Below are 22,367 nucleotides of genomic sequence, written 5' to 3'. Positions count from 1 at the left end.
CAACTACGTTTTAATCCCAAATTAAATCTGATGACAGAGACTCATCCGGAAAATGAAAAAGTGCGGAAACGCGCGGTTTTTTTGCTTTGGCTTCTTGGGCTTTCGCCAATAATCATCTTGGCTGCTCTCCTCTATTTTGCGGCGAATAGTGACTTGCCCGACACTACCGCTTTGGCAAATCCCAAGACGAATCTAGCAACCCAAGTTCTTTCTGCAGACGGCGAGATCCTTGGGCGTTTCTATTTAGAAAACCGAACGAATGCAGAATTTGAAGAGCTCACACCCGCTTTGGTCAAAGCCTTGATCGCCACAGAAGATGAGCGATTTTACGAGCATTCGGGTATCGACCTCAAAGGTACCGCCCGAGCGGGTGTCTACCTCGGTTCAAAAGGTGGCGCCAGTACCATTACTCAGCAGCTGGCCAAAATGCTCTTTACCGAAGAACCCGGCAATGGAATCAAACGAGTATTCCAGAAATTTCAGGAATGGATCATAGCTGTAGAACTGGAGAAGCGGTACACGAAACAAGAGATTCTCACACTCTATTTAAACAAGTTCGATTGGATCAACCAAGCTGTTGGTATCCGCTCAGCTGCGAATGTCTATTTCAATAGGACCCCTGATTCGCTTCAAATTGAAGAAGCTGCAATGCTGGTAGGAATGGCAAAAAACCCTGCTCTTTACAATCCACTGCGTCGGCCCGAGTTAACCCTCGACAGAAGAAATGTCGTATTGAGTCAGATGGTTCGAAATGAATTTTTAACCCGTACAGAATACGACTCACTCTCTGCACTTCCCCTTAACCTTGATGTACAGAGTATCGATCACCAAGAAGGTCTCGCACCATACTTCCGTGAAGTTTTGCGAGGAGAGCTAAAAACTCTTCTGTCTGAAAAAGACGATAAAGGAAACTTGATTTATTCCAAAGCGGATGGAACCCCTTACAGCATCTATCGTGACGGATTGAAGATCTATACAACCATCGACTCAAGAATGCAGACCTATGCTGAAGAGGCGGTGGAAAAACACCTTGGAGGAGAGCTTCAGGATGATTTTTGGAATGACATTGCCAAATACCGAAATCCTCCTTTCTCAAATGACCTGACCTCTGACGAAATAGACCGAATTGAGCGAGCGGCCATGAGAAGAACCGAGCGCTATCGCATAATGAGCGGTAAAGAATGTCCGAATTGCCACCGAAGAGTCAATATTGAAGAAACCGAATTTGAAGGTCACGCTCACTATCACTGCACGTCTGCAGACTGTGAAGAGATGTGGAAAGCCGTACCAAAAGACAGTGTTGAAGTAATTTTCAGGAATAAAGAGTTTCCAATGAAGGTATTCTCCTGGCAAGGAGAAATCGACACCGTGATGACCCCTATGGATAGTGTACTTTACTACAAAAGCATTTTGCAGGCGGGATTGGTGAGCATTGATCCAAAGACCGGTTTTGTGAAAGCCTGGGTGGGTGGAAACGACTACAAACACTTCCAATACGATCACGTTAAGCAAGGTAAACGACAGGTGGGCTCTACCTTTAAACCCTTCGTTTACGCCACAGCTATTCGTGAAGGCTACTCCCCGTGTTATGAAATTCCGAAAGTGCCAACGACTTTCCGAAAAGGGACTTTCAACCTCCAAGAAGATTATACCCCGCATGACCCCGGAAGAGATTATGGTTATTTGGTTTCCTTAAAATGGGGTCTGGCCAACTCGGTAAATACCGTTACGGCTTGGGTAATGAAGCAATTCGGGCCGGAAGCAGTCATTAAACTCGCGCGAGACCTGGGAATTGAAAGCGAAATGAAGCCGGTAGTTTCTCAGTGCTTTGGTGTAGCGGATCTTTCATTGATGGAAATCACATCGGCCAATGCCACATTCGCCAATATGGGCGTACATGTAAAACCAATCTACATTATGCGGATTGAAGACAAGAATGGGAAAACCGTATACAGCATGGAGCCAGAAACCAATGAAGCACTGGATGAAAAAACAGCCTATACCATGCTAAGCTTGATGGAAGGAACAGTTGATGGTGTATACAATGAGCACGAAGGAAGGAGCTTAGGTACGGCCGTCCGATTAAAAATGGACTTGCCAGGCAGAGATTATGACGGGCTTGATCGTGATTTAAAAATTGCAGGTAAAACAGGTACCACTCAAAACCAATCTGATGGTTGGTTTATTGGGTTAACTCCAGATTTAGTAACAGGTGTATGGGTCGGTGCTGAAGACCGTAGTGTCCACTTTCGAAGTTTAACTCTGGGAATGGGTACGAATATGGCTTTGCCGATTTGGGGCTTTTATATGAAAGCTGTTTATGCCGATGAAAGTTTGGATATCTCTCAAGGAGACTTTGATAAGCCCGAAGGTATCAGTATAGAACTCGATTGCGAAAAGTATGCGCGAAAGCAGAATATATTCGATTCATCAGAAGGCTTATCTTGGTAGCCAAAATTAAATTTCCATGAATAAAGTGGTTAAAAATGCTGAGGAAGCTATTGAAGGCATTGCCTCAGATATGACTATTATGCTCGGCGGTTTTGGCCTGTGCGGTATTCCCGAAAACTGCATTGGTGCACTCTCTGAGACTTCTATAAATGGCCTCACTTGTATCTCGAATAACGCGGGTGTAGATGACTTCGGTTTGGGGCTCCTTTTAAAGAAAAAGCAGATCAAGAAAATGATCTCTTCTTACGTAGGAGAAAACAAGGAATTTGAAAGGCAAATGCTCAGTGGTGAGCTAGAGGTAGAGTTGATTCCTCAGGGAACCTTGGCTGAAAGATGCCGCGCAACAGGTGCTGGAATTCCGGCATTTTTTACCCCTGCCGGCTACGGGACTGAAGTAGCTGAAGGAAAAGAGGTTCGTGAATTTAACGGCAAGATGCATATTCTCGAGCACAGCTTCGACCCTGACTTTGCCATCGTAAAAGCTTGGAAAGGAGATACCGAAGGAAATCTGATCTTTAAGGCTACAGCTCGCAATTTCAATCCCATGATGGCTATGGCGGGAAAGATCACTATAGCTGAAGTGGAAGAATTGGTGCCTGCCGGCGAATTGGATCCCAATGAAATTCATACTCCGGGAATTTTCGTCCAACGTATCTTCCAAGGGGAGAAATTCGAAAAGCGCATTGAACAAAGAACGGTGACACCAAAATCAAATTAACCATGGCTCTCGATAAAATCGGTATTGCAAAACGAATTGCTCAGGAACTGGAAGATGGATTCTATGTTAACCTTGGAATAGGTATTCCTACTCTCGTTGCAAACTATGTTCCCGATGGAATTTCGGTTGAGTTTCAATCAGAGAACGGCATTCTCGGGATGGGCCCTTTTCCCATCGAGGGAGAAGAAGACGCTGACCTCATCAATGCCGGAAAGCAAACCATCACTGCTCAAAAGGGTGCTTCTTTCTTTGACTCTGCTACCAGCTTTGCGATGATCCGTGGCCAACACGTCCAGCTCACCGTGCTTGGTGCAATGGAAGTTTCTCAAAACGGGGACATCGCCAACTGGAAAATACCGGGCAAAATGGTAAAAGGGATGGGCGGTGCGATGGATTTGGTGGCTTCTGCTGAAAACATCATTGTAGCCATGACTCACACCAATAAAGCTGGTGAAAGTAAACTTCTCAAAAATTGCTCCCTCCCGCTGACAGGTGTAAAGTGCGTAAAACGAATAATGACAGATTTAGCTGTTTTGGACATCGATCCCGATGGTGGCTTTATTTTGCGAGAATTAGCGCCTGGAGTCACAGTAGAAGAGGTCCAAGCAAAAACCGAAGGCAAGCTTATCGTTCCGGAAGACGTAAAGATCATTAGCTAGAGCCGATCATTTTATGAATTTCGGCATCCCTGACTACAACGAAGGCAAGACTATTGAACTGATTTTAGATCAAATAAAATCCTAAAGTCCGTCGCAGAGGGCAGAGCAGTATTAGTATCTGGTTCGCGCTTTATGGCAAAACCTTTGAGGAAGGCATGAAAATAAGCTGGAAAGACGGGATGAGGGCTATCTATTGTATTCTGAAATACAATCTTTTTAGCTAGACTTTCCTACCGACGGCAATGACTGAAAGGCCTATTCGCTTTAGCAGGACTTTATCCAAAACCTTAAAAAGGGGTACGCCTAAGTTGTACAACTTCATTTGGCCGCTGCCAACGGTTCTTTGTTTGGTGATCAACCCTGATATATACCACCCCGGAATTCCCATAAAATTGAAATATTGATTGTGTTCTATATGGAGATTGGCATTCAACATCAGCTCAGTCAGCGATTTTTTATTGTAGCGGCGGTAATGGTCCAAGCCCTTGTCTATACTGTTAAAAAGGGTTTGATATGCAGGAACTAAAATTGTCAGCGTACCACCCTTTTTTAAAAGCTTAGCCGCGTTGATTATAGCTAATTGATCATCTGCAATATGCTCCACCACATTCAGAGAAAATACAGAATCGTACTTACCAATATGTTCTTTGTATACCTCATCAAAGTCCTGTCGCTCGGCGTCCATTTTGACTATTCCACTGAGATTGTCGTACTTCATGAACTTGCCCTCTAAGTAGCCGCAATAGTTTTCGCGGATATCAGACAGAGTGATATCATATCCGCCTTCCAGAAAAAACTCAGATATATTTCCTACGCCGCTGCCGATCTCCATCACCTTTCCTCGGTTGAAAGGCTCGATTTCATGGAACATCCATCTATTAAAGAGCTTGGCTTCTCCTATAGACTTTAATGTCTCTTCGCCTTCTTGGTCAATTTCTTTAAACTCAAATTTGGCCATTGATATCCTTGACTAAATGAATGGATTGATTTTGGTTTTATCGAAGTCCTATTCCGCTTTTTTCGCAATTTACAATTGTGGAATTGATTCAATTAGTGAGCGTGTATAGGCTGACTTTGGATTGGAATATACCAGTTCCGAAACTCCCATTTCTTCAATTTTTCCATGCTTCATGACGATAATCCTATCCGACATATACTTCACCACAGAAAGATCATGGGAGATGAAAATGTAGGTTAAATTCAATTCTTCTTTCAAGTCATTAAGCAGGTTGAGCACCTTTGCTTGCACCGAAACATCTAAAGCTGAGACACTCTCATCGCAGATAATAAACTCAGGCTCCACCATCAGCGTTCGTGCGATACATATGCGTTGCCGCTGACCACCGGAAAATTGGTGCGGGTATTTTTTAGCTGCTGTTGATGGTAAGCCAACTTTGTCAAGAATATCATATATCCTTTTGCTTCGGTCAGATTTTGACTTGACTAAGCCGTGCACCATGAGCGGCTCAGTAAGGGCCTCTTCAACTGTTTTACCAGGGTTGAGTGAGGAGTAAGGATCTTGAAAAATGATTTGAATCTTTCTTCGAAACCTAGAAGGGAACTTTATTCCCCTTCCTGCTATTTGGACTTCCTCATAAATGGCTTCTCCCAAATGCGCCTCTTGCAATCCCACCAAAGTTCTCCCTAGAGTGCTCTTTCCGCAACCTGATTCGCCCACAAGTCCGAGCGTTTCTCCAAGCTTCACCTCAAAGCTGACGTTGTCCACCGCCTTTAAATAGGCGGGGGCATTTTTGCCACTTTGTTTTAAAGGAAAATGAACACCAAGATTGTCGGCTATCAAAATTATTTCATGAGAACTTGTCTGCTGTTTTTGAGGAGTCTCACGTTTGGCGCTATCTCCCAAAAAATCTGAGACCACAGGTAATCGCTTGGGATTATTGCTCAACTTGGGCCGACAAGCCAAAAGCGCTTTGGTGTATGACTCTTTAGGTGAATTTAAAATTGTTTTGACCTCTCCTTCTTCCACTACTTCACCCTGATACATGACCAAAACTCGATCGGCAATCTCACTTACAACGCCCAAGTCATGGGTGATAAAAATCAACCCGCTATTGTTCTCGGAACAGAGCTCCCTGAGCAATTCCAAAATTCGTTTTTGAACGGTTACGTCCAAAGCGGTGGTTGGTTCATCTGCTATGATCAGTTCGGGTTCGCAGGCCACTGCCATGGCTATCATGACACGCTGTTTTTGTCCTCCTGAAATTTGATGTGGGTAGCTATTAAAAATCTCTTCGGGTCGAGGTAACTCTACTCGCTCAAATAGCGCAATAACTGATTGGTGTGCTTCTTTTTTCGAGCAATTTCGATGCAAAAGAATCACTTCAGCCACTTGATCTCCACATCTTTGAACCGGATTGAGAGAGGTCATTGGTTCTTGAAAGATCATCGAAATCCTATTTCCGCGAATCTTTTGAAATTCTTTTTCTGACTTAAGATGGAGTAAGTCTACTCTCTTATTGGGCACTCCGAAAAGAATTTCACCCTTTTGGACTCTTGCATTTGAAGGCAGTAAGCCCATAATGGCTAATGAGGTCAGACTTTTTCCTGAACCTGATTCACCCACAATACCAAGTGTTTCACCCTTTCGAAGAGAAAGATTGATGCCTTTAAGTACGGTATTGAAATTTCGCTCTTCATCAGGGAAGGCCACTTCCAGATTGCGAATATCAAGAAGATTGTCAGTATTCGTCATCCAGTGGCTCGAGATAATTTAAGCTAATAAATTTTCGGTTCTCTCTATTTCGCTCTTGGCTCAACGTGATTTCCACCGTATTGTTGGACTTGCTAAAAGTCGTCCATCGCTTGGAGGAAAGAAGGTTTTCGGCTTCTCCAAATGGTCTGGATAATATCGTTGACCATTGGTCTATTATGTCATCAGATAGGGTGTCATCATCGATAAAAACATCGACTTGTACCTCGAAGAGACCATAAGCATCAAAGGCTAAATAGGATTGCAGTATAACGGTGTCATCCATTATCACCACTTCCTCCTTGTACTCGATGGTGCTATCATTAGAAACCACCGGATTCCATTTTTCATTGGCCTGTAGGCTATCTGTAGTCCAGCCCATTTTATACCCACGAAAGAATCCGGAGCTTTCAATAAGAACTTCTTCACTGTTCTTTTCCATGTTCTCTTCCACCTGAGCGCAAGAAGCTAGGAAGAATAGGGCAATCGAAAGACTAAACCATTTCAATGTAGTCATCGTGAATGATCTCCATATTTCTGAAGCGTTGCATTAAACGGGCAACAGTCACCGTATCTTTTTCGCAATAGACTCTAATTCGCTCGTCGTCGTCCTCTTCCCAAAACACGCGTCCGACGTCAGCGCCGGAAATGTCTCCTTTTGGGGTGGGAACATCAAATAGCTTGGCCAGGAGATTCAATGATGTGAAGTGCTTATAGTCGCCGAACTTCCACAAATCCATCGTATCCAAGTGCTTCACTTCCCATGGCTTTTTACCTGCCAAATCAATTAGTCTCGGCAGCTTTAATCCATTGATCAAAGATCGCCTTGCAATGTACGGTATATCGAATTCCTTAGAATTATGTCCACACAAAAACTTTTCGCCACCACGGTCGAATCTATTTAGCATTTCCAAAAATTCGCTCAAAAGTGCTTTTTCGTCTTTGCCATAAAAGCTCGTCACTCTGAGTTTCTGCTCGCTACCCGATTGATAAAACAAAGCGGTAGAGATGCAAATGATCTTTCCGAATTCGGCATAAATACCTGCTCTTTCGTAAAGTTCGGCTGCGCTTTTGGATTCTCTTTCTTGTAAAAACCTCGTTTTGCCTGACCACAGCTCTTGCCACGATTCATCGAGCTCATTAAAGTTATAGACGGCAGGTACCGTTTCTATATCCAAAAAAAGAATGTTCTCAAGGTCTATTTCAGTTAGCATAAGTCTAATTTAAGACTTTCGTGAAAACCCCGGGTCATTCCCTAACTTTGTTGCATGGATTTTGAATTCGAAAAAAGATGGAGAGAAGTGGTTTCTCAGTTGGAGAATAGCTTTGGTGAGGAAATAGATCTGGAAGCAATTCTATTCTTGATCGGCGTCCAAGAGCTGGGAAAGGGAGTGGAAAAATTCTCGAAGGATGAGAAGCTCAATTTAATGCACATTGCCATTTGTACGGTGCTTGAACCATTTGGCTATTACGAATTTTCGCATCTCGATAAGGAAGGTTGGCCTCACTTTGAAAAGGTTAAAAACCTGCCTTTTCTATCCGACAAGGATCAAAAAGAGCTAATGAGAAGAGCCGTGGTGGAATACTTTGAGAAGGAAGGTTTGTTTATGAACCCAGAACAAACGTTTTAGTCGTAGTCTCTTCCTCAACGACTTTCATAATCCCATTTACAAAAGCAGTACTGTCAGGAGTTTCGAAAGTGATTTCTACATCCAGAATGGCGAATCCACTTTGTCCCGGCTCGTATTGGTCTGTATAATCAAACTCCGCCACTCCATTTGAATTGGTAAACTGAGTCCTGTCAATTGCGATGTCTCCTACCTGATCGTCATCAATGGTTCCTTGTCCAAACATTCTCACCTCAGCTCCCGGTACTCTTGAGCCTTCAGGAGTGACCACAATTATTTCAGCGATGGTGTCCTCTTCGGGGTTGCAAGAGATAGCAGTAAAACCTAAGAGTACAATGGTAAATAAGTAAGTAAGACGGGTTTTCATTTGTTCTTTGTTATTTTCGCAGATTACCACGACAGCCAAATGTATGAATTTTATAAATAGAGATAAGTTTTTTAGCGGTTACCTATTGCCCATTATAGTAATGGCAACCTGCATATTGAGTCTTTCCTTCGTACTTGATAAAAACGCAAAGAAGGAAGAAATGGTTATCATTTCAACCAAATATGGTGACATGATCGTTCGACTTTACGACGATACTCCTCTTCACAAAGAGAATTTTCTGAAACTCGCCCAAGATGGATTCTATGATGGATTATTATTTCACCGAGTGATCCAATCATTCATGATTCAGGGTGGTGATCCCAATTCCCTCGATGCAAAAGATGGCGCCGCTTTGGGAACAGGAGGCCCTGGATATACTATTCCTGCTGAGTTCAATCCGCGTTACATACACAAAAAGGGTGCCCTATCTGCAGCAAGACAGGGAGACGCTGTAAACCCCGAACGAGAATCATCCGGATCACAATTTTACATTGTGCAAGGAAAAACGGTCGACGAAAACACGCTCATGAGAATGGCCGCTCAGAAAAAGCCAAAACCAGGTGAAGATGCTTTTGCTTACAGCGAAGGGCAAAAGAAAGCTTATGCCGAACTTGGCGGTACGCCTCATTTGGATGGGCAATACACCGTATTTGGTGAAGTAATCGAAGGTTTGAATATCATAGATTCGATTGCTGCGGTAAAAACGGATGGCCGCGCCAGACCTGTCGAAAACATTACGATGTCAATGAAAATCACCAAGAGGAAATGGCAGTAGAAACAGAAAAGATTCTCAGTGAGATTTCCGCTTTCTCAGCGACCACTCTTGAAGAAGTTGAGGCATTCCGCATAAAGTATTTGGGAAAGAAAGGGATTATAAAAGACATTTCCTCAAAAATTAAAGACATAGCCCCTGAACACAGAAAGGACTTCGGGCAGTCTTTAAATGAAATAAAAACTGCAGTTGCTGATCGAATTGAAAAGATCAAATCAGCACTGTCTGAAGACTCGGGTGCTGGTTCTTCTCAGGAAGACACGACTCGACCCTCAGGTGGAGAGAATATCGGCTCCAGACACCCCGTGAGTTTGGTGCGAAGGGAAATCGAAGAAATTTTCCAGCGCATTGGCTTCACCATTGCTTCAGGACCCGAAATCGAAGACGATTGGCACAATTTCTCTGCGCTGAATTTCCCCGAAAATCACCCGGCCCGTGATATGCAGGACACGTTTTTCATTGAACAAGATCCTGATATAGCCTTAAGAACACATACGAGCAGTGTGCAAGTAAGAGTGATGGAGAACAATTCACCCCCCATACGAATTATTGCCCCGGGACGAGTATATCGAAATGAGGCCATTTCATCCAGATCGCACTGTATATTTCATCAAGTGGAGGGATTGTATATAGATAAGGGTGTCACCTTTGCCGATATGGTTCAAACCATTAAGTACTTTGCTCAGGCCTTTTTTGGCAAGGCGAAGATTAGGCTTCGGCCGTCCTATTTCCCATTTACCGAGCCAAGTGCAGAGGTAGATGTGTATTGGGGATTGGAAAACGAAACTGATTACCGCATCACAAAAGGCACGGGTTGGCTTGAAATTATGGGCTGCGGTATGGTAGACCCTGATGTACTCAAAGCCTCTGGGATTGATCCTAACGAATATTCAGGTTATGCCTTTGGAATGGGAATAGAGCGCATTGCTATGAACCGCTACCAAATAGGTGATATTCGCATGTTGTTCGAAAACGACGTACGGTTTCTCAATCAGCTTAAAGGGGCTTGGTAATTAAACCTTACCCAATTTCAACATGTTCGTCATCCCTTGTTCATTCATTGGCATACTCGCCAAGTGAATGATTGTTTCGCCAGTGCTTACCAACTTCTTCTTTTTAAGAATATACTTGATATCAGCAATGGTGTGATCGGTGCTCACCATCTTGTCATAATAGAATGATTTGACACCCCAGACCAAACTCATTTGAGTCAGGATATTCTTATTCCCAGTGAACACGAAAATTTCAGCTTTCGGCCTTTGACTCGATATCTTAAATCCTGTGTAACCACTAAAAGTCATAGTGATAATTGCCGATGCCTTTACCCTATTTGAAAGTCTGGTTGCGTTGAAACAGATGGAGTCTGTAATGTAACGATCCTCTCTGCTTTCTACAGGTGGCTCCTCATGGTGGTATATCTCATCAGAAGTCTCCACCTCTCTTACGATAGCTGACATCACCTCGATTACTCTGACCGGGTGCTTACCTACCGAAGTCTCGGCACTTAGCATTACAGCATCAGCGCCATCCAAGACCGCATTAGCCACATCGTTTACCTCAGCTCGTGTAGGAGTATTGTCATTGATCATGCTTTCCATCATTTGGGTAGCAACGATAACGGGCTTACTGCTCTTGAGCGCTTTAGTGACCAACATTTTCTGCACCAGCGGAACGTTTTGAAGGGGAATTTCTACTCCCAAATCTCCACGAGCCACCATCAATGCATCTGTTTCCCGAACAATATCATCAATGTCTTGAATGGCCTCTGGTTTTTCAATCTTCGCTACAACTCGAGCGTGCTTTTCTCTAGAACGAATAATATGCTTGAGTTCTATGATATCTCTGGCAGAACGAACAAAAGAAAGTCCTACCCAGTCAACATCCATATCGAGAACAAAATCCAAGTCCTTAAGATCCTTATCCGTCAGACAAGGCAAAGAAATCTTGGTATTTGGAAGATTAACCCCTTTTCGATTCTTGAGCAAACCTCCGTGTTTTACTTTAGTCACTACCTCATCGCTGCCATTTGTAGAAACAACTTCTAGCTCTAGTTTCCCATCATCTAAAAGTATTCTCTCACCAGCTTTCACATCCTCAGCAAATTGAGGGTAAGTGATGTATATTTTACCCGAGTCTCCTTCCTTAGTAGTAAAAGTAATCTCATCCCCATTGTTGAGCATGAGTCCATCGCCATCAAATTCACCTACCCTGAGCTTCGGGCCTTGAAGGTCTGCTAGTATAGCAGTATGGGTTCCAAGCGCTTGGTCTGCCTTTCGAATATTCTCGATAGTCACAGCGTGGTCCTTATGCGATCCATGCGAAAAATTAATTCGGCATACATCAAGGCCCTGCTTGATCATTTTCTCGATGGTTTCCTGACTATCAGAAGCCGGGCCCATGGTTGCCACGATCTTGGTTCTCTTATTTTTCATGCTGCTAGCAAAATGTTTTGTTTCAATTTCAATGGTTCTAAGTCTATTTCAAAAGCCATAAGGACAGTTCCGGTGGCTCTTAACTTCTCTATAAGGGTGATTCGATCTACCTCTTCTGATAAATCAATCACCAATAAATAGTCCGCATTTTTTACTTCCGGTAAAAAGAGGCTTATCCCCTTCTTATTTTCAATGAGTCTGTACCTGATTTGAAGGTTCTCATAAAAAAAACTAAAAAATGCATGATGCCTGGAGGTTTTATTCTTTGAAAAGATTTCTATGTCTGGGTCTCTTTTCAACTCCAAGTCCAAAGACTTGTTTAACATCCAACATACCCGATGACTTCTCGAGGTAGAAACTATACCGAACGCCATAAAGGCATATTCGTCTTCTATTTCCAGGGTCAGCTTGGCCATAGTTGTTGTCAAATTAACACGAAGCTATGAAATATTAATCAGCTATTTCTGATATCTTGATTAAAGCTTGCTCCGATGCTTTTTGCTCCGCCCTTTTTTTGGAGCTCCCTTTCCCATTGCCCAATTCATCGTTATTCCAAATTACTTTGGATAAAAATTGATGAGCCCCTTTTTCTGAAGTCACGGGAATGGTCTTAAAATACACCTTTGCCCCTAACCGATGAGCTTCCTCGTACAAGCGGCTTTTAAAATCATTCTCCATATTCTGTATTCGCCCCAAGTTTGCATAGCGCTTCAGGACATTAAGAACAGAGATCTTTGCTTTCGCATATCCTCTATCCAAATAGATCGCTCCAACCACCGCTTCAAAGGCATTTCCTGAAATAGACTCTCTTGAATTAGTAGCTTGTAAATCGGTTTCAATAAGTAAATGGATTCCCATTTCAACCGCGGTCTTATTTAAATTGATACGACTTACTATTCTACTTTTCATTTTCGTCATCTCTCCTTCTTCAGCTGAGGGATGTGCGCGGTATAAGTATTCAGCCACAACCGAATCAATAATGGCGTCACCAAGGAACTCAAGTCTCTCATTGCTCAGCTTCCTGTCATTGTGAATGTTTCTCGCAGCGGATTTATGACAAAATGCCTGACAGTAATAAGAAATTTTCTTAGGTCTAACCCCAAAAGAATTGACTAAAAGATGGATTATTTCCTTCTCTCTTGTAGATTTTGAACGAGAAAATATTGATCTGAAATCCACGAGGAAAAGATTTACTCCTCGAACTTTTTGAACACCAAAGAGGCATTGTGACCACCAAATCCGAAGGTGTTGCTCATGGCAATCTTCACATTCCGTTCTTGTGCAACATTAAGGGTAAGATTCAATCTATTATCAATCTCAGGGTCAAACTCTGAGTGATTGATAGTTGGTGGTATTACCCCGTCTCTAATTGCCATAACACAAGCCAAACCTTCAATAGCGCCGGCAGCCCCAAGTAAATGGCCTGTCATTGACTTAGTAGAGGAAATATTCAAGTTGTACGCATGTTCGCCAAAGGTTTTTAGAATTGCCTTCGTTTCAGCTATATCACCCAAAGGAGTTGATGTGCCGTGTACATTCACATAGTCCACATCTTCCGGGTTAATATTGGCATCATTAAGAGCCTTCTGCATCACTTCAATCGCTCCCAATCCATCAGGGTGAGGAGCTGTCATATGGTGTGCATCCGCTGACATCCCTCCGCCAATAATCTCTGCGTAGATTTTTGCCCCGCGCTTTTTAGCGTGATCATAACTTTCCAAAATAAACATCCCCGCTCCTTCACCCATCACAAATCCATCTCGATTAGCATCAAATGGTCTGGACGCAGTTTCGGGGCTGTCATTTCTTTTGGACAGTGCATGAAGCGCATTGAAACCTCCAATTCCTGCTTGATTCATTATTGCCTCCGAACCTCCCGTGATCATGACATCAGCGCGCCCTGTTTGAATGAGCATCATTGCATCTATCAAAGCATTGGTAGATGAGGCGCACGCAGAAACCGTGGAATAATTTGGTCCACGCATACCAAAACGCATGGAAATTAATCCTGGAGCAATATCAATAATAGACTTGGGTATAAAAAAAGGATTGAAGCGCGGTGTGCCATCGCCCTGAGCAAATTCAGTGATCTGCTCCATAGTAGTGTTCATCCCACCGATACCTGACCCCAAGACCACTCCGGCTTTGGTAGGGTCGATAGATGTCGTGTCTAACCCTGAGTGATCAACTGCTTTTTGAGCAGAATACATAGCATATTGCGTAAAGAGATCCATTTTTCGAATCTCTTTACGCTCAATGACTTCTTCAGGATTAAAACCAATCACTTCGCAACCGAAGTGAGTTTTAAATTTTGACGCGTCAAATTTGGTGATGGGACCTGCTCCGCTTTTTCCTTCTTTCAAAGAGCTAAAATACTCTTCAGCCGAATTTCCTATTGGAGTAAGTGCATCAAAACCTGTAATTACAACCCGTCTAAAATCCATAATAGACGAATGGATCTAGTTGGTGTTCTTTTCGATGTACTCAACCGCCTGTCCCACAGTTCCGATCTGCTCTGCTTGATCGTCAGGAATAGCAATGTTAAATTCTTTTTCGAATTCCATGATGAGTTCTACTGTATCCAATGAGTCAGCACCCAAATCATTTGTGAAGCTGGCTTCTGTGGTTACTTCAGACTCGTCAACTCCGAGTTTGTCAACGATTATCTTGGTTACTTTTGACTTAATGTCCGACATTTCAGTGCAGTTTAGTTTAGAATTTTAAGAGTGCAAATAAATGAATAATGATCCTATTGGCAAAATAGTTAAAAATATTCAGTCAACACCTCAGTAGGTTGCTTTCGATAAATCTGTGGTACTTCGGCATTTTTCTTTGGATATCCCACGGGCAGAAGGAGATAAGCCCTTTCATTTTCAGGTCTATTTAATAATTCTTGCAAGAAATTCATGGGGCTTGGCGTATGAGTTAAGGTTGCCAAACCCATATTTTGCAAAGCTGCAATCAAAATACCTGTCGCGATACCGACGCTTTCGTTCACGTAATAGTTAGGAATCTTCTTACCATCCACAATATCATAAGGCTTTTTAAAAATGACAATTAAATAAGGCGCCTCCACAAGAAAAGGCTTATTGTGATCAGTACCCAGTGGCTCCAAATCTTTTAGCCATTGATCGCTCATTCTTTTTTGGTAGCTTTTAAACTCCTCGGCTTCTGCGCTTTTTCTGATCTCGGACTTCATGCTAGGATTACTAACAAGGCAAAAGTGCCAAGGCTGCTTGTTGGCACCTGAGGGTGCTGAGCATGCCGTCATGATCGCATTCTTAATTGCTTCAAGAGAAACATCCTCTGAACTAAAATCACGAATACTTCTGCGCTTTTCTATTAGCGATTTAAAACTCTTGGATCGTTTCGCCATTTCTTCACTCTCCACTTTTTTGTAATCGTACTTTATAAAGTCGTGAGCGTGATTTGATGGATCTACTTTAGGTTCATTTGTCGGCATGGATTAGCTTTGGCAGTTATATTATGAGTCGAATGTTCAAGATAGCCATTTTCGCATCTGGTGGTGGCACGAATGCCGCAAAAATCATTGACTTTTTCAGCAGTCGAGCCGACATTTCAGTGGATTTGGTAATAAGTAATAAATCAGACGCTGGTGTTCTTGAAATCGCCAGAGAAAATTCTATAGACTCTGTGGTTTTCTCACGAGATCAGTTTTTAAATGGTGCGAATAGCATTTTGGAAATTCTTCGCACCAGAAAAATAGATTTCCTTGTATTAGCAGGTTTCCTGCTTAAACTGCCCGAAGTCTTGGTTTCATCTTATGAAGGACGAATACTAAACATACACCCGTCTCTTCTTCCTGATTTTGGCGGTAAAGGTATGTACGGTGACAATGTGCATAAAGCGGTTTTGGAGGCTGGAAAATCGAAAACCGGTATTACCATTCACCAAGTGAACAATGAGTACGATCGAGGTGAAATCGTCTTTCAAGAAGAGGTGACGATAAGTGAAAGTGAAACGTTGGATTCCTTGAAAAAGAAGATTCAGGTATTGGAGCATACGAACTTTCCCCGAGTGATCGAATCAGAAATAAAGAAGCTTGCGAAGTGAAAGTGGTAATCTATACAGACGGATCTTCCAGAGGCAACCCAGGCCCAGGAGGTTATGGCGCAGTGTTACTTTCTGAAAAAGGACACGAGAAGAAACTATCAGAAGGATTTAGAAAAACTACCAATAACAGAATGGAGCTACTGAGCGTGATAAAAGCGCTGGAAGCGCTGAAAAAACCCTGTGAGGTTCTTGTTTTCAGTGATAGCAAATATGTGGTTGACTCTGTAGAAAAAGGGTGGGTCTACTCCTGGCAAAAGAAAGGTTTTGCGAAAAAGAAGAATCCCGATCTATGGAAGAGATATCTGAACATCGCCCGGAATCACCGTGTAAAGTTCGAATGGGTGAAGGGTCATGACGGAAACAAGTACAACGAAATCTGCGATAAGCTCGCTGTGGCTGCAGCGCAAAAACCCAATCTACCACCTGACGAAGGTTACGAAGAGTTAGCTGCTGAAAATGGTATGTTTCCTACTGAGTGAGTAGTATATCAAAATCGACAAGGTCGACGAAACGCTGAATTCTCAGATCAATCTCAGGTTCATCCAAATCCAAGAGTCGTTCCGTTCCAAATTCTTCAACAGTAAAACTAGCCATGGCAGAACCAAGAACAACGGCTCTTTTCATGTTTTCAAAAGATAGATCTCCTGATTGAGCTAAATACCCTATGAAACCACCCGCAAAAGTGTCGCCTGCTCCGGTTGGGTCTTTTACCTCTTCCAAAGGAAGCGCAGGAGAATAGAACATCCCTTCTTCATTTACGAGAAGTGCTCCGTTCTCACCCTTTTTTATAACGAGGTGTTTAGGACCCATTTCGAGGATCTTATGAGCGGCTTTAACCAAAGAATATTCTCCGCTTAGTTGTCTAGCCTCTTCGTCATTAATGGTAAGAACGTCAATTTTAGCTATAACCTCTTTGAGCTTATCCATGGCTATGTCCATCCAAAAATTCATGGTGTCAAGCACGATAAGTTTTGGTCTGTTTGCCAACTGGTCAATTACACTCAGCTGAACTGCAGGGTCAAGATTGCCCAGCATTAAATACTCACAGTCTTGGTAGCTCTCAGGAAGTACAGGCTTAAAATCGGCCAATACATTAAGTTGAGTGTCTAAAGTGTCACGAGAGTTCATGTCGTAGTGATACTTCCCTGACCAAAAGAATGACTTCTCTCCTTTCTTTATTTGCAAGCCTTCTTGGTTTATTCCTCGACCTTCAAGTTTTTTCAAAAACTCCTCTGGAAAATCATCTCCAATTACGGAAACCAAGTTAATATTACTGCGGGTAAGGTACGACGCGGCAAGACTGATATAGGACGCTGCACCTCCCACAATTTTATCAGAATTACCGAATGGTGTTGCAATTTGGTCAAAGGCCACTGTGCCTACTACGATGAGACTCATTTTGTGTTGAAAATTTTGCGCAAAGATATTGGTAATTCACAACTTTTGCTGTAATCTTGCACTCCGATTTTTAAAACTCTCTAAAGTGATAGAGGTTTACTTATAAAAAATCGTAGAAGAAAACATTTATTCCTCCTTAGCTCAGCTGGTTAGAGCATCTGACTGTTAATCAGAGGGTCCTTGGTTCGAGTCCAAGAGGGGGAGCAGAAAGGGGTAGCGAAAGCTGCCCCTTTTTTGTTTGAAGAAAACCGTCATTTCCCTTAGCATCTTTTTCATCAATCGACTTTGAAGGACTAAATCCCAATGCAGGTCTTTTCGAATCCTCTATATTTATGCTCTGAAACTTCACACCATCAACACGATCTCAAATGGAAAATAAACTCTTTCTAGTGCCTACCGATTTTAGTAAAGTGGGTGATTGTGCACTAAATCATGCAGTTAAAGTTGCTGAGAAAACTAAAGCTACCATCACTTTACTACACGTAGTCGGTAAGCAAGAAATGCTTGAAGATGCGCGGATGAAGTTGAAGCTAGCGAAGGAACGGACGCTTAAAGAGTATAATTTTGAAGTAAATACGATTGCAAGGGTAGGATCGATCTATGAGGATATCGGAGATCTGGCGGAAGAGTTGCAGGCTACAATGGTCATTATGGGTACACATGGATTGAGGGGTATGCAGTTTATTACGGGTAGCAGAGCTTTAAAAATCGTCACCAGCGCCCCCACTCCTTTCATAATCGTCCAAGAAAAAGAGATTGAAGAAAACGGTTATGATGACATCGTAGTTCCACTCGACCTTCATAAAGAAACAAAGCAAAAGCTATCTCTGGTGGCAGATATGGCCAAATACTTTGATTCGCGCGTGCATCTTATAGTTCCGGGAGAATCTGACGAGTTTTTGAGAAATCAGATATCTAGAAACCTGAATTATGCTGAAAGTTTCTTCGCTGAAATGGATATTCCATACACTTCCAGAATTGGAACAGGAAAGAAAGACTTCGATGATATGATCATTGGATATGCTAACGAAATTGGTGCTGACTTGATCTCTTTGATGAATCTTCCTGAAATAAGTCTGTCAAATCTAATTGGTGGTAATTACGTCCAAAACATCATTACCAATAAGCATCATATCCCTGTTCTATTGATGAATCCAAGACAGGTTTCAAACATTAGTATTTTCGGAGCTTACACAGGAGCGGGATAAGTTTAACACCTAGATTTTAACCCCCATTACCAGAATGTCATCAATCTGTTCTTGAGGCGTTTTTCCCGCATTAAGCCAAGCATCCAAGGTTTCGTCAAGGACTTTAAATTGGGTGTCGGCATCTTCATTGGCTATGGATAGCAGGAGCTGTCTAAAAGGCTCATACATGAACTTTCTGCCTTGTTCTCCTCCGAACTGATCTACATAACCGTCACTGAAAATGAAGATCATATCATTTTTCTGAAGGTTGATTTTGTATCTGGTGAATTCCTCATTCATGAACTCAGTAGAACCGATACTAATTTTGTCGGCTTTGTAAATTTCGATGTTTTGATCGCGAATTAAATACAGCGGATTATGCGCTCCTGAATATTCTAGTGTGGAGTTCTCGCGATCCAGCACGCAAAGAGCTAAGTCCATTCCGTCCCTCATTCCATATTCGGAATTTTGATCCGAATTAAGGGCTTTAGAAGACAAGCGATTTAGATCTCGGAGAATATCTGCAGGGTTAAGCCCGGGGTTCAACCTAATTGCGCTATTGAGTGCGTTGTGGCCAACCAAGCTCATAAATGCTCCGGGCACTCCGTGGCCTGTGCAATCTACAGAAGCAAACACAACTTTTCCGTTATATTCATTCACGAAGTAGAAGTCTCCTGATACGATATCCTTTGGTTTGAAAAAGATGGTACTCTTCGGAAGCAATGCATTTATTCTACTTTCAGAAGGAAGGATGTTCTCCTGCAGCCTGCGCGCATACTTTATGGAGGCGGTAATACTCTCCAGAAGTTCCTTGCGCTGCTCATTTTGCTCTTCAATCTTATCTTTTTGTTCGCTTATTTCTCTTGTTCTTTCATTAACCTGCCTTTGATAATCTTCATCCCGCTTTTTCAGCTCAGTTCTCATCAGAAGTAAGGCATGGCCTAGGGTATCCTCATTTGATAATGGCTGAAATTCAGTATCATAATGACCCTCTCCCACATTATTAGAAAATTCTGTAGTTCTTTTTAAACCTTGAACCAGTTGCTCCAATGCAAGACTCATTTCACCGATTTCATCTCCCGTATCTACCGTTGCCTTCTCGGGAAATTTTCCTTTTCCGAGAATTAGCAGCGTTTCTCTCAAGCTCCTCACAGGGACAACAATACTTTGAACAGTGAAATACGCGATAACCAATCCTGCAATAAATAAACCGAAACCTAGGATAGTAAGATAGGCCTCGAGTTTAGTAAAGGAGTTGATCATAGTCACACTATCCTTGGTTATGTTGACCCTCTGATCGCTGATTAGCAAACTGAGTTCCTCAATTACTTTTTGAGATTTCTGGTCAATACTTCCACCTTCTTCTACCAGTTCTCCCATGGCAAATCGGGCATAAGGCATATCATAGCTCTCCATATCTACCAGCGTTCTCTGAACTTTGCCATATAGAACAAAAAGTGCATCGAGTTCTGAATAGATTTTCTCCTTCTGTCTTCGCTCGTCCTCGCTCCAGTGAAAGCTTAAGGAATCGATGTTTTGTTTTACTCCCGGAATTTCATCTTGTAGAAGCTTCTTCAACGAAATCTTTTCTTTCGTATCTTCTCTGGACTGAACTCCTGCCCACATAGAGATCAATGTTTTTGACCTGAGAACATCACTTTTGAGCTTCTCTAATGAAGAAACTGAAGGGTTGTATATGTCATTGATATTGTCATTCATTTCCCTTCCTGTAGACAACGTCCGATAGGTGAGAAATACCAAGACAAGAGTGGTGAGGATAAGAATAGCGAAACCAACCCCGATTTTTCGACTAATGGTAAAACGGAAACCCATAAATTTAAAAGCTAGTTCTACTTATCGTTACCGTATTCTTCGATCAACTGTTGAAAGCGATCGCTTTCCTCTTCTTTATTCAAATTAAAAGTAATGATCTTGAGTGCTCTGATCACATCAATCTTGGTGGAGTCAATCTCATAAGCCCTATACATAAAAGGCAAGGCCATCTCAATACTTCTCATACTTTCTGATTGGATCTGATACAAATCATAAATATCGACGTATGGCAATCTTTCAAGATTATACGCACCCCGATTGTAATAAGATACTCCTTTAGAAAACCATGCTTCAAAACTGTTAGGATCCAGATCCAACACTTTGTTCATGTATTCGTTTGACATTTCCCAATGGGCGTCATTTTCGACTCTATCCGATTCATAAATTTTTCTATGCGCAGTGGACATAGCCAAATAATACTCAACATCTTTTTCAACCAAAGATGTATCAGAGTTTAGTTCAAGAATAATATCGCGGTAGTCTTGATAATACTTGTCAGCTAAATCAATCCTCTCTGATGAGTGTTCTTTTATCACATCAGAGGCGTCGTTAAAATAAGACACAGCTAAATACTTAAGTGCTTTTTCATTTTGATCAGTGAGTCTGCCATCCTTGTCGTATTTAATTGAGTTCAAGAATGAGCTAACAGCTTCCGTTCTGTAGTTTGAGCCCTCTACTTCAGAACGATATTTGACAAATAAGTCTTTGTATACGAAGCCACGTACGTGCCAAACGAGTTCGCTCTTTTCACCACCATCAGCCTCAAGAGCCTTATTGATGACGTCCATAGCCTCTTCATGATTTTTGGCTACTTGGAGTTTATAGGCTGTTTGTACCAAGTCATCGACCGACTGACCGAAAGACTGAGCTTGCAGTATAAAAGAAAGGAACAATATTGTGAAAAAACGAATCATAATTATCATTCGACCTTTCTGGCCAGGCTTTTAAGGGTTGAACCAATATAAAGGGATTGTGCATTTGACGTTTTAAGATCAAAGAGCCAATTGTTTTCGTTCCAAATGAATGCTATGGCAGATCCCCTTGCCAATGTAACTTCTCCATCACTCACTATAAGAGTTGGTGTATTCTTGAATTTTTCAGCGATCTCGGGAAGCAAATCTTGGCTCTCTTTACCAACATAAATTATATGGCAATCACTGATTTTAAGTGTTTTTGAAAGTTTTCTTATTTCAATTTGTTGTAGTCCAATCTGTTTAGAGTTGTAATTCTTCACCAACTCTTGATATAGATTATCACCACCCATCACAGAAATTATGAAGTTTCCTGTTTTCTCTTGTTCAGGCCAGTCAATGTATTTTCCAAAATTGTAGAGATAACTCGCCTTTATAGCTGCACCTGCATCCTTCTCGTTCATTTCAGGGAGTTGAGGGTCCTGAATAACGAGAGACATAATGACTGAAAGAAACAGGGTAAATTTCTTCATATTAACTCTTTGCCAAAGAATGGCGAAGTATAGCCTTAAAAATCACGCTTTTTGGAAGGATGTTTAAGGAGTTTTCAAGTATTAAGCGTTTACTACGATTCACTCTACGTAAATCAACTGATTTTGTTCTAATTCAAAAGACTTATTCAACAGGGCTCATAGAATCCAGATCTCGATCAAACAGGTACAACCCACCTTTATCTCCACCAATAAGTCTTAACTTGTCTAGCAAATCTGCTGCCAAAGCTTCTTCTTCTATCTGCTCTGCGACATACCACTGCATAAAATGATGAGTGGTATAATCTTTTTCTGTCAGACACAGTTCCACAACCGCGTTAATCTCGCCAGTAACTTTTACCTCGTGATCAAAGAGGGTTTGAAATATAAAATTGATTGATTCGAAGTCTTCAGGTGGTTTAGACAATTGTGGAACGATAGCCTTTCCACCGCGCTCATTAATGTATTTAATGAGCTTCATCATATGCTGTCTCTCTTCATCGCTGTGCATGTACAAGAACTTAGCAACACCGTTTAAACCGTTCGTCTCTGCCCATGATGCCATGGCTAGATAAAATTGAGAGGATGAAGCTTCTACTTCTACTTGACCGTTCAGTGCTTTTTGGATCTTTTCTGACAACATACTTTTGTACTTTTTAGCAAATATAATCGAATAGTATGCAGTTGATCCATTCGG

25 protein-coding genes, 1 tRNA gene and 1 pseudogene are annotated in these 22,367 nt (G+C 42.0%); 11 read left to right on the top strand and 16 right to left on the bottom strand.

The annotated features are described in order from the left end of the window. The first annotated feature begins 30 nt into the window (after nucleotides 1-30). The 4 genes and pseudogenes from O3Q51_02965 to O3Q51_02950 all read left to right on the top strand — a co-directional run bounded on the left by O3Q51_02965 (nucleotide 31) and on the right by O3Q51_02950 (nucleotide 4,052). The gene (locus tag O3Q51_02965; protein ID MCZ4407752.1) at nucleotides 31-2,451 is read left to right on the top strand and encodes a transglycosylase domain-containing protein; all 2,421 of its coding nucleotides are present in this window, start codon (nucleotides 31-33) and stop codon (nucleotides 2,449-2,451) included. Nucleotides 2,452-2,467: 16 nt separating this feature from the next. Continuing rightward, the gene (locus O3Q51_02960; GenBank protein MCZ4407751.1) at nucleotides 2,468-3,169 is read left to right on the top strand and encodes a CoA transferase subunit A; all 702 of its coding nucleotides are present in this window, start codon (nucleotides 2,468-2,470) and stop codon (nucleotides 3,167-3,169) included. 2 nt (nucleotides 3,170-3,171) lie between these two features. Then, on the top strand, nucleotides 3,172-3,828 hold the full coding sequence (locus O3Q51_02955) for a CoA transferase subunit B (GenBank protein MCZ4407750.1): 657 nt from the start codon (nucleotides 3,172-3,174) through the stop codon (nucleotides 3,826-3,828). A gap of 125 nt (nucleotides 3,829-3,953) precedes the next feature. Next, nucleotides 3,954-4,052, top strand: a pseudogene (locus O3Q51_02950) (glycosyltransferase family 2 protein). On the opposite strand, the gene O3Q51_02945 reads toward O3Q51_02950, so the two are convergent. The 4 genes from O3Q51_02945 to O3Q51_02930 all read right to left on the bottom strand — a co-directional run bounded on the left by O3Q51_02945 (nucleotide 4,049) and on the right by O3Q51_02930 (nucleotide 7,752). Next, a complete protein-coding gene (locus O3Q51_02945) occupies nucleotides 4,049-4,786 on the bottom strand; it encodes a methyltransferase (protein ID MCZ4407749.1) in 738 nt (245 codons plus the stop codon). The pseudogene O3Q51_02950 and the gene O3Q51_02945 overlap by 4 nt on opposite strands. 69 nt (nucleotides 4,787-4,855) lie before the next feature. Next, nucleotides 4,856-6,541: an ABC transporter ATP-binding protein gene (locus tag O3Q51_02940; protein MCZ4407748.1), complete on the bottom strand. Its 1,686-nt coding sequence runs from the start codon at nucleotides 6,539-6,541 to the stop codon at nucleotides 4,856-4,858. Next, nucleotides 6,528-7,055 (bottom strand): hypothetical protein, encoded by a 528-nt coding sequence (locus O3Q51_02935; GenBank protein ID MCZ4407747.1) that lies wholly within the window; start codon nucleotides 7,053-7,055, stop codon nucleotides 6,528-6,530. The genes O3Q51_02940 and O3Q51_02935 overlap by 14 nt, the downstream gene beginning before the upstream one ends. Beyond that, complete coding sequence (locus O3Q51_02930; GenBank protein ID MCZ4407746.1) at nucleotides 7,033-7,752, bottom strand: ribonuclease H-like domain-containing protein; 720 nt, start codon at nucleotides 7,750-7,752, stop codon at nucleotides 7,033-7,035. Before O3Q51_02930 ends, O3Q51_02935 begins: the two co-directional genes overlap by 23 nt. Before the next feature lie 54 nt (nucleotides 7,753-7,806). Here O3Q51_02930 and O3Q51_02925 point away from each other — a divergent pair, with 54 nt between their 5' ends. Continuing rightward, on the top strand, nucleotides 7,807-8,169 hold the full coding sequence (locus O3Q51_02925; GenBank protein ID MCZ4407745.1) for a hypothetical protein: 363 nt from the start codon (nucleotides 7,807-7,809) through the stop codon (nucleotides 8,167-8,169). Here O3Q51_02925 and O3Q51_02920 read toward each other — a convergent pair. Then, nucleotides 8,144-8,533, bottom strand: coding sequence for a hypothetical protein (locus tag O3Q51_02920; GenBank protein MCZ4407744.1), 390 nt, complete (start codon nucleotides 8,531-8,533; stop codon nucleotides 8,144-8,146). The genes O3Q51_02925 and O3Q51_02920 overlap by 26 nt on opposite strands. Before the next feature lie 160 nt (nucleotides 8,534-8,693). Between O3Q51_02920 and O3Q51_02915 the strand changes: the two genes are divergently transcribed. Then, nucleotides 8,694-9,308, top strand: coding sequence for a peptidylprolyl isomerase (locus O3Q51_02915; GenBank protein ID MCZ4407743.1), 615 nt, complete (start codon nucleotides 8,694-8,696; stop codon nucleotides 9,306-9,308). Beyond that, nucleotides 9,299-10,318, top strand: a complete 1,020-nt coding sequence (locus tag O3Q51_02910) for a phenylalanine--tRNA ligase subunit alpha (GenBank protein MCZ4407742.1) — start codon at nucleotides 9,299-9,301, stop codon at nucleotides 10,316-10,318. Before O3Q51_02915 ends, O3Q51_02910 begins: the two co-directional genes overlap by 10 nt. On the opposite strand, the gene pyk is transcribed toward O3Q51_02910, so the two are convergent. The 6 genes from pyk to O3Q51_02880 form a co-directional block, all read right to left on the bottom strand. Then, nucleotides 10,319-11,737 (bottom strand): pyruvate kinase, encoded by a 1,419-nt coding sequence (gene pyk, locus O3Q51_02905; protein MCZ4407741.1) that lies wholly within the window; start codon nucleotides 11,735-11,737, stop codon nucleotides 10,319-10,321. It abuts the gene before it with no gap. Then, nucleotides 11,734-12,153: an IPExxxVDY family protein gene (locus O3Q51_02900; protein MCZ4407740.1), complete on the bottom strand. Its 420-nt coding sequence runs from the start codon at nucleotides 12,151-12,153 to the stop codon at nucleotides 11,734-11,736. The genes pyk and O3Q51_02900 overlap by 4 nt, the downstream gene beginning before the upstream one ends. Before the next feature lie 34 nt (nucleotides 12,154-12,187). Further along, nucleotides 12,188-12,916, bottom strand: a complete 729-nt coding sequence (rnc, locus tag O3Q51_02895; protein ID MCZ4407739.1) for a ribonuclease III — start codon at nucleotides 12,914-12,916, stop codon at nucleotides 12,188-12,190. Nucleotides 12,917-12,927: 11 nt separating this feature from the next. Continuing rightward, the gene (gene fabF, locus O3Q51_02890; GenBank protein ID MCZ4407738.1) at nucleotides 12,928-14,181 is read right to left on the bottom strand and encodes a beta-ketoacyl-ACP synthase II; all 1,254 of its coding nucleotides are present in this window, start codon (nucleotides 14,179-14,181) and stop codon (nucleotides 12,928-12,930) included. A gap of 15 nt (nucleotides 14,182-14,196) precedes the next feature. Next, the gene (locus tag O3Q51_02885) at nucleotides 14,197-14,433 is read right to left on the bottom strand and encodes an acyl carrier protein (GenBank protein MCZ4407737.1); all 237 of its coding nucleotides are present in this window, start codon (nucleotides 14,431-14,433) and stop codon (nucleotides 14,197-14,199) included. A gap of 68 nt (nucleotides 14,434-14,501) precedes the next feature. Next, nucleotides 14,502-15,128 (bottom strand): nitroreductase family protein, encoded by a 627-nt coding sequence (locus O3Q51_02880; protein MCZ4407736.1) that lies wholly within the window; start codon nucleotides 15,126-15,128, stop codon nucleotides 14,502-14,504. Nucleotides 15,129-15,232: 104 nt separating this feature from the next. Between O3Q51_02880 and O3Q51_02875 the strand changes: the two genes are divergently transcribed. Both O3Q51_02875 and rnhA read left to right on the top strand, forming a co-directional pair. Further along, nucleotides 15,233-15,811 carry a phosphoribosylglycinamide formyltransferase gene (locus tag O3Q51_02875; protein ID MCZ4407735.1) on the top strand — a complete coding sequence of 193 codons (579 nt, stop codon included), beginning with the start codon at nucleotides 15,233-15,235 and terminating at the stop codon, nucleotides 15,809-15,811. Next, nucleotides 15,808-16,290, top strand: a complete 483-nt coding sequence (gene rnhA, locus O3Q51_02870) for a ribonuclease HI (GenBank protein ID MCZ4407734.1) — start codon at nucleotides 15,808-15,810, stop codon at nucleotides 16,288-16,290. The genes O3Q51_02875 and rnhA overlap by 4 nt, the downstream gene beginning before the upstream one ends. On the opposite strand, the gene O3Q51_02865 is transcribed toward rnhA, so the two are convergent. Next, nucleotides 16,280-17,209, bottom strand: a complete 930-nt coding sequence (locus O3Q51_02865; GenBank protein ID MCZ4407733.1) for a PfkB family carbohydrate kinase — start codon at nucleotides 17,207-17,209, stop codon at nucleotides 16,280-16,282. The genes rnhA and O3Q51_02865 overlap by 11 nt on opposite strands. Nucleotides 17,210-17,339: 130 nt before the next feature. On the opposite strand from O3Q51_02865, the gene O3Q51_02860 reads away from it, so the two are divergent. Together O3Q51_02860 and O3Q51_02855 are read left to right on the top strand one after the other, a co-directional pair. Continuing rightward, a tRNA-Asn gene (locus tag O3Q51_02860) sits at nucleotides 17,340-17,413 on the top strand. A 164-nt stretch (nucleotides 17,414-17,577) separates the two neighbouring features. Beyond that, nucleotides 17,578-18,417 carry a universal stress protein gene (locus tag O3Q51_02855; protein ID MCZ4407732.1) on the top strand — a complete coding sequence of 280 codons (840 nt, stop codon included), beginning with the start codon at nucleotides 17,578-17,580 and terminating at the stop codon, nucleotides 18,415-18,417. A 9-nt stretch (nucleotides 18,418-18,426) separates the two neighbouring features. On the opposite strand, the gene O3Q51_02850 is transcribed toward O3Q51_02855, so the two are convergent. From O3Q51_02850 to O3Q51_02835, 4 genes are all read right to left on the bottom strand, one after another. After that, nucleotides 18,427-20,229: a SpoIIE family protein phosphatase gene (locus tag O3Q51_02850; protein ID MCZ4407731.1), complete on the bottom strand. Its 1,803-nt coding sequence runs from the start codon at nucleotides 20,227-20,229 to the stop codon at nucleotides 18,427-18,429. 17 nt (nucleotides 20,230-20,246) lie between these two features. Next, complete coding sequence (locus O3Q51_02845; protein ID MCZ4407730.1) at nucleotides 20,247-21,143, bottom strand: hypothetical protein; 897 nt, start codon at nucleotides 21,141-21,143, stop codon at nucleotides 20,247-20,249. Nucleotides 21,144-21,148: 5 nt separating this feature from the next. Next, on the bottom strand, nucleotides 21,149-21,673 hold the full coding sequence (locus O3Q51_02840) for a YfiR family protein (GenBank protein MCZ4407729.1): 525 nt from the start codon (nucleotides 21,671-21,673) through the stop codon (nucleotides 21,149-21,151). A gap of 142 nt (nucleotides 21,674-21,815) precedes the next feature. Beyond that, the gene (locus O3Q51_02835) at nucleotides 21,816-22,313 is read right to left on the bottom strand and encodes a ferritin (protein MCZ4407728.1); all 498 of its coding nucleotides are present in this window, start codon (nucleotides 22,311-22,313) and stop codon (nucleotides 21,816-21,818) included. Nucleotides 22,314-22,367 lie beyond the last annotated feature (54 nt).

This window comes from Cryomorphaceae bacterium 1068 (genome assembly GCA_027214385.1).
GTDB lineage: Bacteria > Bacteroidota > Bacteroidia > Flavobacteriales_D > Cryomorphaceae > JAKVAV01.
Note: the sequence above shows the minus strand (reverse complement) of the source record. Positions and strands in the feature narration are given on the sequence as shown.

What these genes read in the sequence shown, in the direction of transcription:
- O3Q51_02965 (MCZ4407752.1), top strand. Translation starts at nt 31, where the DNA reads ATGACAGAGACTCATCCGGAAAATGAAAAAGTGCGGAAACGCGCGGTT.
- O3Q51_02960 (MCZ4407751.1), top strand. Translation starts at nt 2,468, where the DNA reads ATGAATAAAGTGGTTAAAAATGCTGAGGAAGCTATTGAAGGCATTGCC.
- O3Q51_02955 (MCZ4407750.1), top strand. Translation starts at nt 3,172, where the DNA reads ATGGCTCTCGATAAAATCGGTATTGCAAAACGAATTGCTCAGGAACTG.
- O3Q51_02945 (MCZ4407749.1), bottom strand. Translation starts at nt 4,786, where the DNA reads ATGGCCAAATTTGAGTTTAAAGAAATTGACCAAGAAGGCGAAGAGACA.
- O3Q51_02940 (MCZ4407748.1), bottom strand. Translation starts at nt 6,541, where the DNA reads ATGACGAATACTGACAATCTTCTTGATATTCGCAATCTGGAAGTGGCC.
- O3Q51_02935 (MCZ4407747.1), bottom strand. Translation starts at nt 7,055, where the DNA reads ATGACTACATTGAAATGGTTTAGTCTTTCGATTGCCCTATTCTTCCTA.
- O3Q51_02930 (MCZ4407746.1), bottom strand. Translation starts at nt 7,752, where the DNA reads ATGCTAACTGAAATAGACCTTGAGAACATTCTTTTTTTGGATATAGAA.
- O3Q51_02925 (MCZ4407745.1), top strand. Translation starts at nt 7,807, where the DNA reads ATGGATTTTGAATTCGAAAAAAGATGGAGAGAAGTGGTTTCTCAGTTG.
- O3Q51_02920 (MCZ4407744.1), bottom strand. Translation starts at nt 8,533, where the DNA reads ATGAAAACCCGTCTTACTTACTTATTTACCATTGTACTCTTAGGTTTT.
- O3Q51_02915 (MCZ4407743.1), top strand. Translation starts at nt 8,694, where the DNA reads ATGGTTATCATTTCAACCAAATATGGTGACATGATCGTTCGACTTTAC.
- O3Q51_02910 (MCZ4407742.1), top strand. Translation starts at nt 9,299, where the DNA reads ATGGCAGTAGAAACAGAAAAGATTCTCAGTGAGATTTCCGCTTTCTCA.
- pyk (MCZ4407741.1), bottom strand. Translation starts at nt 11,737, where the DNA reads ATGAAAAATAAGAGAACCAAGATCGTGGCAACCATGGGCCCGGCTTCT.
- O3Q51_02900 (MCZ4407740.1), bottom strand. Translation starts at nt 12,153, where the DNA reads ATGGCCAAGCTGACCCTGGAAATAGAAGACGAATATGCCTTTATGGCG.
- fabF (MCZ4407738.1), bottom strand. Translation starts at nt 14,181, where the DNA reads ATGGATTTTAGACGGGTTGTAATTACAGGTTTTGATGCACTTACTCCA.
- O3Q51_02885 (MCZ4407737.1), bottom strand. Translation starts at nt 14,433, where the DNA reads ATGTCGGACATTAAGTCAAAAGTAACCAAGATAATCGTTGACAAACTC.
- O3Q51_02875 (MCZ4407735.1), top strand. Translation starts at nt 15,233, where the DNA reads ATGTTCAAGATAGCCATTTTCGCATCTGGTGGTGGCACGAATGCCGCA.
- O3Q51_02865 (MCZ4407733.1), bottom strand. Translation starts at nt 17,209, where the DNA reads ATGAGTCTCATCGTAGTAGGCACAGTGGCCTTTGACCAAATTGCAACA.
- O3Q51_02855 (MCZ4407732.1), top strand. Translation starts at nt 17,578, where the DNA reads ATGGAAAATAAACTCTTTCTAGTGCCTACCGATTTTAGTAAAGTGGGT.
- O3Q51_02850 (MCZ4407731.1), bottom strand. Translation starts at nt 20,229, where the DNA reads ATGGGTTTCCGTTTTACCATTAGTCGAAAAATCGGGGTTGGTTTCGCT.
- O3Q51_02845 (MCZ4407730.1), bottom strand. Translation starts at nt 21,143, where the DNA reads ATGATTCGTTTTTTCACAATATTGTTCCTTTCTTTTATACTGCAAGCT.
- O3Q51_02840 (MCZ4407729.1), bottom strand. Translation starts at nt 21,673, where the DNA reads ATGAAGAAATTTACCCTGTTTCTTTCAGTCATTATGTCTCTCGTTATT.
- O3Q51_02835 (MCZ4407728.1), bottom strand. Translation starts at nt 22,313, where the DNA reads ATGTTGTCAGAAAAGATCCAAAAAGCACTGAACGGTCAAGTAGAAGTA.